Origin of the sequence: Aquimarina aquimarini (genome assembly GCF_900299535.1) — a bacterium.
Classification (GTDB): domain Bacteria; phylum Bacteroidota; class Bacteroidia; order Flavobacteriales; family Flavobacteriaceae; genus Aquimarina; species Aquimarina aquimarini.
The window spans coordinates 180450-191293 of record NZ_OMKE01000009.1; the positions used below are offsets into that span (position 1 = coordinate 180450).

General features: G+C 31.8%; 9 protein-coding genes. 2 read left to right on the forward strand and 7 right to left on the reverse strand.

Features of this window, described 5'->3' with window-relative positions; genetic code table 11:
• Window positions 1-27: 27 nt before the first annotated feature.
• The 4 genes from DG508_RS04735 to DG508_RS04750 all read right to left on the reverse strand — a co-directional run bounded on the left by DG508_RS04735 (window position 28) and on the right by DG508_RS04750 (window position 4293).
• On the reverse strand, window positions 28-1647 hold the full coding sequence (locus DG508_RS04735; RefSeq protein ID WP_108867026.1) for an alanine/glycine:cation symporter family protein: 1620 nt from the start codon (window positions 1645-1647) through the stop codon (window positions 28-30).
• 101 nt (window positions 1648-1748) lie between these two features.
• On the reverse strand, window positions 1749-2765 hold the full coding sequence (locus DG508_RS04740; protein WP_108867027.1) for a potassium channel family protein: 1017 nt from the start codon (window positions 2763-2765) through the stop codon (window positions 1749-1751).
• On the reverse strand, window positions 2762-2983 hold the full coding sequence (locus DG508_RS21260; RefSeq protein WP_103863742.1) for a PspC family transcriptional regulator: 222 nt from the start codon (window positions 2981-2983) through the stop codon (window positions 2762-2764). Before DG508_RS21260 ends, DG508_RS04740 begins: the two co-directional genes overlap by 4 nt.
• A gap of 29 nt (window positions 2984-3012) precedes the next feature.
• The gene (locus DG508_RS04750; RefSeq protein WP_108867028.1) at window positions 3013-4293 is read right to left on the reverse strand and encodes a DUF2851 family protein; all 1281 of its coding nucleotides are present in this window, start codon (window positions 4291-4293) and stop codon (window positions 3013-3015) included.
• Between the two features lie 204 nt (window positions 4294-4497).
• Between DG508_RS04750 and DG508_RS04755 the strand changes: the two genes are divergently transcribed.
• Window positions 4498-5352 (forward strand): peroxiredoxin family protein, encoded by an 855-nt coding sequence (locus DG508_RS04755; RefSeq protein WP_108867029.1) that lies wholly within the window; start codon window positions 4498-4500, stop codon window positions 5350-5352.
• 372 nt (window positions 5353-5724) lie between these two features.
• On the opposite strand, the gene DG508_RS04760 is transcribed toward DG508_RS04755, so the two are convergent.
• From DG508_RS04760 to DG508_RS04770, 3 genes are all read right to left on the reverse strand, one after another.
• Window positions 5725-6702: a helix-turn-helix domain-containing protein gene (locus tag DG508_RS04760; protein ID WP_108867030.1), complete on the reverse strand. Its 978-nt coding sequence runs from the start codon at window positions 6700-6702 to the stop codon at window positions 5725-5727.
• A gap of 138 nt (window positions 6703-6840) precedes the next feature.
• On the reverse strand, window positions 6841-8202 hold the full coding sequence (locus DG508_RS04765) for a pyridoxal-phosphate dependent enzyme (RefSeq protein ID WP_108867031.1): 1362 nt from the start codon (window positions 8200-8202) through the stop codon (window positions 6841-6843).
• 101 nt (window positions 8203-8303) lie between these two features.
• On the reverse strand, window positions 8304-9545 hold the full coding sequence (locus DG508_RS04770) for an ABC transporter permease (protein ID WP_108867032.1): 1242 nt from the start codon (window positions 9543-9545) through the stop codon (window positions 8304-8306).
• 8 nt (window positions 9546-9553) lie between these two features.
• Between DG508_RS04770 and DG508_RS04775 the strand changes: the two genes are divergently transcribed.
• Window positions 9554-10834 (forward strand): exo-beta-N-acetylmuramidase NamZ family protein, encoded by a 1281-nt coding sequence (locus DG508_RS04775; RefSeq protein ID WP_108867033.1) that lies wholly within the window; start codon window positions 9554-9556, stop codon window positions 10832-10834.
• Window positions 10835-10844 lie beyond the last annotated feature (10 nt).

Below are 10844 nucleotides of genomic sequence, written 5' to 3' on the forward strand. Positions count from 1 at the left end.
TCTGAGAATTCATAAAAAATATAATTCTTATTTTCCAGATGCTTTTATCGCATCAAAATATCGTCCTAATTGTTTCTTTACTATAGGAAAAAGGAAGATTAATCCTACCATATTTGGGAACACCATTGCAAATATCATGGCATCAGAAAAAGCCCAAATAGATCCCATACTGGCAGCTGCTCCTATTACTACAAATGTTAGAAACAATAATTTATAAACCAAGTCAGCCGCTTTACCTCTACCAAATAAGAATTTCCATGATTGCAAACCGTAGTATGACCATGAAATCATAGTAGACACTGCAAATAGCACTACTGCTATTGTTAAAAATATATTTGAATAAGGGATGTATTGCGCAAATGCTTTTGAAGTAATCCCTGCTCCTTGTACAACCTCATTTCCTATCAATACAGCACCACTACCGTCTGCACTAACATCTGCTCCGTACTCAAAAAAGCCTCCGAAATTAAAGATAATAATCACCAATGCTGTCATGGTACAAATTACTACAGTATCGATAAAAGGTTCTAGTAAAGCAACCAACCCTTCACTAGCTGAATATTTGGTTTTTACTGCAGAGTGTGCTATCGACGCAGAACCTGCACCTGCTTCGTTAGAAAATGCGGCTCTTTTAAAACCAACTAACAAAACTCCTATAATACTTCCGACTCCGATTGCTGTTGGATTAAAAGCTTCAGAAATAATCAATCCTATTGCATCATCTACCAATGAGAAATTACCAAAGATTATATACAAACATGCAATTATATACATTACTGCCATAAAAGGAACTACTTTCTCTGTTACAGAAGCAATACGTTTAATTCCTCCTATAATAATAATTCCTACAAGAATTGCCAGAATTATACCTATCCAAAAACCTGCTCCCGTACTTTCAATCTCTAAAAGTTCTTTTAAAACTACAGTTGCTTGATTGGATTGTGCGGCATTTCCTCCTCCAAACGAACCTCCTATACAAAAAATGGCAAATATTACTGCTGTAACTTTACCTAGAACTTTAAAACCTTTTTCTTTTAATCCTTTGCTTAGGTAATACATTGGCCCTCCATATATAGTACCGTCTTCTCCTACATCTCTATATTGAACTCCTAAAGTACACTCTACAAACTTGGTTGACATCCCTAGTAATCCGCAAACAATCATCCAAAATGTTGCTCCTGGCCCTCCTAATGCAATTGCTAGAGCTACTCCAGCTATATTACCATTACCAACAGTACCAGAAACCGCAGTTGCCAATGCTTGAAAATGAGAAACCTCTCCTTCTTTAGACTCGTCTCTTATTGTATCTCTTATATCACCATCTACTATATTGACCTCTGGTTTTCCTTCTACGCCATGCCCTTCTACATCATCGTATTTTCCTCTTACTACATTAATTGCCTTGGCAAAATATCTAATATTAGGAAAACCGAAATAGATTGTAAAGAATAAGGCACTAAGTACTAACAAGATAATAACAAATGGTGCTCCTTTAAAAACTTCAAAGAAGATAACACTTGAGAAAAAATCAGAAATTGGCTTAAAAGCTTCGTCTATTTTCTGGTCAAGACCTTTTTCTGTAGCTTCTTGTGCGAATGTTAGTAATGGGGTGATGAGTGCTAAAAATGAAAGAAGAATTCTCTTCATGATGTTTTGAGTTAATTGAATTTAAAATTGTTAAGAAGTGAGCAAGATGCTAAAAAAAACACTCGTTTACAATTTTTAAAAGGTTAAATGTTTTCTATCTTCTAAATATCGAACTCTTTATTCAATAGGTTTATTTGTTCTGGGCGACCTAAAACTACCACTTTAGAGCCTGGTCGCAACAGCGTGTCAGCTTCAGGATTTACTATATATTCACCTTCTGGAGATTTGTATCCTATAATAGTACATCCTGTCCTAGATCTCATATCTATTGTTCGAATTGTTCTATCTTTTTTATCATCAAACATATCTTCGAAAGAAATTTCTTCAATATTTATTGATTTTCTTCCTACAATAGAAAGATTATCTAAAAATTCTATTAAATCAGGAACAACTACTAATGATGCCATATGATCACCTCCTATACGGTCTGGCATAATAACATTATCTGCCCCTGCCAATCGTATTTTTTTATAAGATGCATCCTGAGAAGCCCTACTAATTATTTTAAGTTTCTTATTAATTTGCCTTGCAGATAGTACAATAAATAAGTTATCTGCATCTTCTGGAAGTGTACATATCAAACAAACAGCTTTCTTTACGCCCGCTTTTATCAAGACATCATCTTCTGTTGCATTTCCTTTGAGAAAAAATAATTTTTCATCCTGATACCTTTCTATTACTTCTTCATCTTTTTCGATAATAATAAATGGTTTGTTATAGGCAAGTAGTTTGGCTGCTGCTTGTCTTCCATTACGACCATATCCTATTATTATAATATGATCTTCTATCTTATGTATCATTTTTTGTATTTTTCGATATTGAACTCTTCTGGGATCATTTTTACTTACAATATATTCTGTGATTACAGATACGGAATATGCAAATATTGCTACACTAGTTGAAATCAAAAATACTGTAAACAACTTTGCATTATCATCTAGAGGTGCTACTTCTCCAAACCCAACGGTAGACAAAGTAATAACCGTCATATATAATGCATCTACCCATGAGTAATCAGAAAAAAAACGAAATCCTAATACTCCAATAGCTACTACTATTATTAATAGAATCAAAGCAATGTATATTTTGGGTATTTTTCCTTTGTAAATCCCTATCATAGATCAAATACTGAGGTTCGTTTAGTATACACCAAGTCCTTTAATTTTAACCAAAAAGCTAAATTAAGGTATAAGACAAAGCCTAATCCAACTGTTGCAAATGTGAGGTAAATAAAAAATAAACGCACGTTTTTGGCTCTCATACCAAGTCTATCTGCTAGCCTTGATGAGACATAAAACCCATTGCGTTCTAAAAATTGTCTTAGGTTATAAAGCATATTGCAAAATAAATATATTATCCTAAATTCTATCCACCATTTAGTAAATAATTACCTATTGCACATTTTAAACATGCTTTTTGATTACAATACATAGTCTTGAGTTGAATCATGGCCTGAGAATGCATAGCGTTTTCTACTGGTACTTTTAGTGTTATAAAATTATCTATGATCTTATTTTTTTCATAGGATAACTGCGAGATTAATTTAAAAACCTCTTCCTCTGGGGATTTACCAAGGCTTTTAGCATACACAAATTTGACAGGAATAATTGTGTTTATCAATAGCAAGTCTACAAAAGACTTGGTCAGTCTTTTGGTTTTAGCTTTTGATTTTTTTTCAAAAGTATAATGGTTTTCCCAAAACCCATTAAGGCTTACATTAAAAAAATCATAAAACTCTTTTACCGTCTGTGCACGAATTATTGTATCAAAAAAGTGATGATTTCTGAAATATAACATTGCTAATTGTGCCAATCGTATCGTAGGGAAATTGGATGGTCTCAATCTAAAAAAATGAAAAGGCAACACTCCTTCTCTATTGATTTTAAATTTATTCTGTAAAAACGAATACTCTCTTCTTAGTATTTGCAGATATTCTTCTTCTGAATCATTCTCTAAAAGGCCAGCTTGTCCAAAAAATAAAGCTTCAATACTACTGAGGCTATTTGTACATTTTCTAACTATTGAAAAATCTACTGAATTAGCCAAACTCAAAAAAGCTTCTCCGTTTATTTGAAGTCCAAAATTTTTTGCTAGAAGTTTAAAGAAAACTGCTTCCCAATCATTCTCAGATTTTTTAAGAAGCTCTAAAATCAAAATAGATTTCTTCTCTAGCCGCTCTACAAACAACCTTTCTTGCCAATTGGTAATTATAAAATCTGACACTGCAGGCAATTGCTTACTACATTTAATCCATTGCGTATTATTTGTTTGGATAATTTTCCTATAACGAGTTAACACTTTCTGATCTGTATAATCTTTAAGCTGTAATGTAGGTATGACTGAGTTATCTTTTCTATAAATATCCATATCATCTTCCCAAACCACATGAAGAATTACGTTATCATACATAGGATCACACTCATGGTTATGCACATACCAATCACTTGATTTGATATGAACTTCAACATTACCTGCCCATTTTTGCTCCTTAATAATAAGTCTGGCATTAAAAAAATCTGGCCCTGATTGCCTTGTATTATGTAATCCTACCTGTTGAAGTATTAGTTCTTCTCCTTTTGTTGTTTTAAGATCAGTAAGCTCTAGCTTTTTATGTTTCCAGAGATACTGAAGAAAATCCTCAGTCATGTTATTTCAAATATTTTTTACTATTATTTTAGATTGAACCTATCTGTTTTACACAAACAGATGAAATATGCTATTATACATTTTGGGTAGGATAGAAAATGACAATAACATTGCTAAAAAGCAGGTTATGAATGTACTAAAATTTTATACGACTTTTGTAAGTCTTATAAATTAATATTGACCAAATAAAAAATAAACCTATAGATGAATTCAATCATTAAATCCATTTTTATATCTGCTCTACCTGTAATTTCTATTTATTTTGCGGTTGATAGTATTGTCTATTTAAGCAATTATGGCATATCCTATCATTATACAGGTAGACTTCTTATTTCTGGCACTATTGCAATACTTTTTGTTTCATTTTTCATAAAACCAGTTGCCCGAACTACTGCTGGTTTAAAAACTCATACTCTAATAATTGCTATTGGTTTTTTGATAAGTATTACCACAGGAGTTTTTATAGAAAAAAACATCAACAGATCACTCCCCTCTACTGGCTTATTTCTAGGGTGGGTATTATATCTAAAATGGTATTCTGTTTTTAATAACAGAAAAAACAATTCTATACTTAGAGTTGGGAATCTATTACCCGATCTAGAACTACAAGACTTTAAAAAAAACAATATCAACACATCTAGTTTTATAGGCCAGCCTTCTATTTTTTTATTTTATCGGGGAAACTGGTGTCCTTTATGTATGGCTCAGATTAAAGAGATCGCTTCATTATATAAAGAACTTGAGAAAAGAAAAATAAATGTAATACTAATCAGTCCCCAACCTCATCAACACACCAAAGCTCTCGCTAAAAAGTTTTCTCTAAATTTTAATTATCTCATTGATCAAAACAACAAAGTAGCAAATCAGCTACAAATCCTGTCTAAAAATGGGTTACCTATGGGATTACAAACACTGGGCTACAATAAAGATACTGTTATGCCCACAGTAATCATTACTGATAAACAAGGTAAAATAATTTATGCGGACCTTACCGATAACTATAGAGTAAGACCAGAACCAGAAATATTTATAAAAATTATTGATGATCAACTTTTCTAGTTAAAAAACAACCTATCCTTTATGAATTATTAACAAAAAAAAATTCCTTAAGACGCTTAAAACAAACTAACAATACTTCAATAGTACGATTATCACTCTTTACTTCTAAAAACTTGTTAATTTGATACAGAAATGTACTATTGGTAATATTTTATGTATTAATGGAAAACTTAACAACGAATTCATTTCTTTACTTTGTTCAAGAATTAAAGGGAAAACTAATTCTTTTTACAATATAAAGATTGCAAAACCCTAAGCTAAGTTGAGTTTGTGTTAGGTTATTGATGGTTGCCAATTGGCAACCATCTTTATTTTATGGCTTTTTTTTAAAAAGTTTTTTTTAGGCTATATTTTAACTTATAATAACATCTACTAATTGACATCTGGATACATATCGAATTTATTATAAAATGCTTTTCTAAATTTTGAAGAATTAGAATAATTTAGCGTATCCATTACTTCTTTTATGGATATCCCTTCTCCTATTATCATATTATATGATACTTCGAGTCTTTTATTATTAAAGAACTCTAGTGGAGTCTGATTATGAATCTCCTTAAACATATTGAAAAAGTTTGTACGACTCATATGTGCCATTGCTGCTAGTTGATCTACACCAATAAAAGGTTCTTTAAGGTTATTTCTAAGATAATCACTTACTTTATATATACCTCCTACTTGCCCACTATTAATATTAAAGGGGTCATTTTCTGTTTCCCATTTTAATACATCTTTCCAAAATGTTTCTAGTAGTCTAATTCCTCGAGACACAAAGTACAAGTGATTTTCTATTTTATCCGCATCTGGCTGTACTATCTGGTCAAAAAGGTTGGATTGTTTATAAGAAAGGTAGAATTTATGCATGTGTTGATGAGAATGGCGAACATAATAATCCAGACGTTCTGCCATATCTCTTTTTTTAATAAAAAAGGGTTCTGTATATGAGCTTTTCAACACAACCATAGTAGATCTTACCATTGCTCCTTTGGGTATAAAAACATGTTCCCCCATTCTTGCATCCAAGCATCTCATATTACCTGGAGTATAGCAATCAGAATACCTACTTATGATCTGGTTCTTTTCTAATTCATGATTCAAAGCATATTTCCTAAAATGAAGGATAATGTCTTTCTCTTCTATAGGTTTTCTAAAATATTCTATATCTACATTTGCTTTGTAATTATTGATCAATAAAAAGACTTCTGGTGATATTTTATAATACAATAAATATCCTTCTCCCACTTCTGGTGGGAAATAAATTCGTTCAGAAGAACTTCCTGGACTCAGTTCTGATCTAAAATAATCTCTTAATTTATCAATATCAGCAAAATCAAACAGATATTTACGCATATACTAGTATCGTTTTTATAACCCCTTTATTTATAGAAATAAATAAAAGAAGGTTAACAACATATAAAAACAACCCCTTTATCAACTTTTCACAAAGTCAATAGAGGGGGTGGAAATTATTACTTAAATATAAAGAATTTATTTAATATGGCTTATTACATCATATTTTGTAATGATATGATGTTTACCATTTTCTAAAGCAACTAAAACTGCTGGGTTACCATTTTTGATGAGTTTAGATATCTCATCAAGTGATGTTTTGACATTAACAATAGGAAAAGGCTCTTTCATTACATCCTTAATAGGAGTGCTGTCCATATCCTTATTGTCAATAAATGCAGTAAAAAGCGCACTTTCGTCTATAGATCCTACAAACCCTTCGCTATCAACTACTGGTATTTGTGAAATCTTAAATTTACGCATACGTTCTATTGCATGAGAGACCAATTCTTCAGTTTTTACGGTAATCAAAGGTTGATCAATATGGCTTTTTACCAAGTCATCTGCTGTATATACTTCTTCTTCAAGAAAACCACGTTCTCTCATCCAATCGTCATTAAACATCTTACCAACATATCTACTACCATGATCATGATACAACACTACTACAACATCATCTTTGGTAAAGTGTTCTTGTAACTGAAGTAGTCCTTTTATTGCTGCACCCGCGCTATTACCTAAAAACATACCTTCTTCCTTGGCCAATTTCTGAGTATAAACTGCAGCATCCTTATCGGTCACTTTGGTAAACCCATCGATAACAGAGAAATCTACATTTTTAGGAAGAATATCTTCTCCTATACCTTCTGTGATATATGAATAAATTTCATTTTCATCAAAAATCCCAGTTTCATGATATTTTTTAAATACAGAACCATAGGTGTCTACTCCCCAAATTTTGATATTTGGATTCTTTTCTTTTAGATATTTTCCTACTCCAGATATGGTTCCTCCTGTTCCTACACCAACAATAAAATGCGTAATCTTACCATCTGTTTGTTCCCATATTTCTGGCCCAGTACTTTCATAATGGGCTTGTGCATTTGAAGGGTTATCATATTGATTTACATACCAAGAGTTTGGTGTTTCTTTTGCCAATCGTTTAGATACAGAATAATAAGATCTAGGGTCTTCTGGCTCTACATTTGTTGGGCACACCATCACTTTTGCTCCTACCGCTCTAAGGATATCCATTTTCTCTTTGGATTGCTTATCTGCCATCACACAAATTAGCTTATACCCTTTTATAATAGCTACCAGAGCAAGTCCCATTCCTGTATTTCCAGAAGTACCTTCTATAATAGTTCCTCCTGGTTTTAAACGACCATCTGCTTCTGCATCTTCAATCATTTTTAAGGCCATTCTATCTTTTACCGAATTACCTGGGTTAAATGTCTCATATTTAGCTAATACCAAAGCATCTATATCTTTTACTAGAGTATTCATCTTTACCAAAGGTGTATCACCAATGGTTTCAAGTATATTTTTTGCGTATTTCACAAGTATATTTTTAACAACCTAATTTGACATGTATTTTATTCTTGTAAAGATACAATCTAGATTATCGATTGGCAATTTTTTAAAGAGAGAATAACTTGTTATTATTGAAAACGGATAGATTTTGTAGGTGCTATTTTTGCTATGATATATGATGGAACCAATAGCATTAATAAGCATAAAACCATAGTTCCTAGATTAAGCAACAACACAAAACTGACATCTATATACACAGGAGCCGTACTTACATAATATGTTTCAGGATTAAGCTCTAACACTCCATATTTTTGTTGTACAAAAAGCACTCCTATCCCTAAAAGATTACCCCAAAACAAACCAATCAAAATTAGATATGCAGCATTGTACAAAAACACTTTTCTAATACTCCAATCATTAGATCCTAAAGCTTTTAAAATACCAATCATCGGTGTTTTTTCTAAAATCAAAACTAATAGAGCTGTAATCATATTAATACCTGCTACCAGAATAATAATACCTATGATACCAATAACATTAAGATCAAATAGTTTTAACCACTCAAAAATAGTCATGTATTTTAATGTAATCGTTTGACTATCTAATGTAGAAGGGATTCTTTCATAAATTATTTGCCCTTGTTGATCAATCTCATCAAAATTATCAATAAACACCTCAAAGCTACCAACCTCATCAGGACTCCATTTATTCATTTTTATCACATGCCTGATATCTGCAAAAAGAAAAGTCTTATCAAATTCTAAAAATCCAGAATTATAGATTCCTACAATTTTGAAAGCTCTGATAAATGGTTTAGAGTTAGATACTGCATTTTTTTTCAAAAAATAAGTGATTGCCTTATCTCCTATTGTTAATCCCAAACGATTTGCAATATGAGAAGACAATAAAACCTCTTCGTTAAGCTTTCCTTCATAATTAGGCAATCGCCCTTCTACAAGATATTCTTTAAAATAGTTCCAATTATAATCTTTACCTACACCTTTGACTACGATTCCTTCAAAATCTGATTCGGTGCGTATAAGCCCCATTTTGGTGGCAACTCCTTGTATATGCTCTACTCCTTCTAGGTCTTCTATATCAGAATAGAAATTCTTATCTAGAGATATCGGCACAAGTGATTCTACACTACTATTATTATCAAAACTAGAAATTAACACATGACCATTGAAAGCCGCTACTTTTTCTCTTATCTTACGCTGTAATCCTACGCTTGTAGCTACTGTAATTAACATCATGACCATACCAATTGCAATTGCAAAAATTGCAATTTTTACTATTGGAGTCGAAATACTACTCTTATCTTCCTTACCTTTGACAAGGCGTTTAGCAATAAAATACTCGAAATTCAAGCTTACTTATGGTTTTTGTTAGAAATGCATTCAAAAATACATTTTTATTCCTTTGCATAATTTTTATTTCTTGTGTAAATAGAATAAAAACTACTTCTTCCTCTTCTTCTCAAGAAACAGAAAACTCATTATCTGCAACTGATATTGCTCAAAATTTAATAAAAAATGAAAAATTTATTCTTATTGGTGCTAATCAAACAGATAGTTACCTTTCTTTTTTAGAAAACAAAAAAGTAGCTATCGTAGGTAATCAAACATCAGTTATTTTTAAAGATAGTATAACCAATGAGAACTACATACATCTTGTTGACTCACTAGTATCAAGAAATATTAATATTAAAAAAGTATTTGCCCCAGAGCATGGTTTTAGAGGCAAAGTTGATGCAGGAGAATTGGTAGCTGATGGTAAAGATATCAAAACAGGAATCCCTATTGTTTCACTTTATGCTAAGAATAAAAAACCATCTAAAGAGGCTTTATCTGATATAGATATTGTTGTTTTTGATATTCAGGATGTTGGCGCTCGATTTTACACGTACATCTCTACATTACATTATGTAATGCAAGCATGTGCAGAAAATAACATCCCTGTTTTGATACTAGATCGCCCCAATCCTAATTCACATTATGTTGATGGCCCTACACTAGAGCCAGAACATACTAGTTTTGTAGGTGTACACCCTATACCGCTAGTTCATGGTATGACTATAGGAGAATACACAAAAATGGTCAATGGTGAAGGGTGGTTAGGAAAAAATATGACTTGTGATATTACTATAGTTCCTGTCAAAAACTATACACATGATTCTTTATATAGCTTACCAATAAGGCCTTCTCCTAATTTACCTAATGATATATCTATTAATCTATATCCTAGTCTTGGTTTTTTTGAAGGTACTACCATCAATGCAGGTCGAGGTACAGAAACACAATTTCAAATCTTTGGTTCTCCCGACTTAACAAAAGAAAAATATGACTATGCTTACACTCCACACCCAAATTTTGGCTCTAAACACCCCAAACATGACGGAAAAATATGCTACGGGAAAAATCTAAGGAAAAATAAGAGATTAAGTGCTATTCATCTAGATTGGCTAATTAATGCTTATAAAAATAGTAGAAATAAAACACAGTTTTTTAAAACCGAATCATTTACTATCCACGCAGGAACAAAAAAATTACAACAACAAATCAAACAAGGGCTATCCTCTAATGAAATACGAAGTACCTGGACAGAAGATCTTAAGAGATTTAAACTGAAAAGAAAGCAATATTTAATATACCCATAATATAGTTACA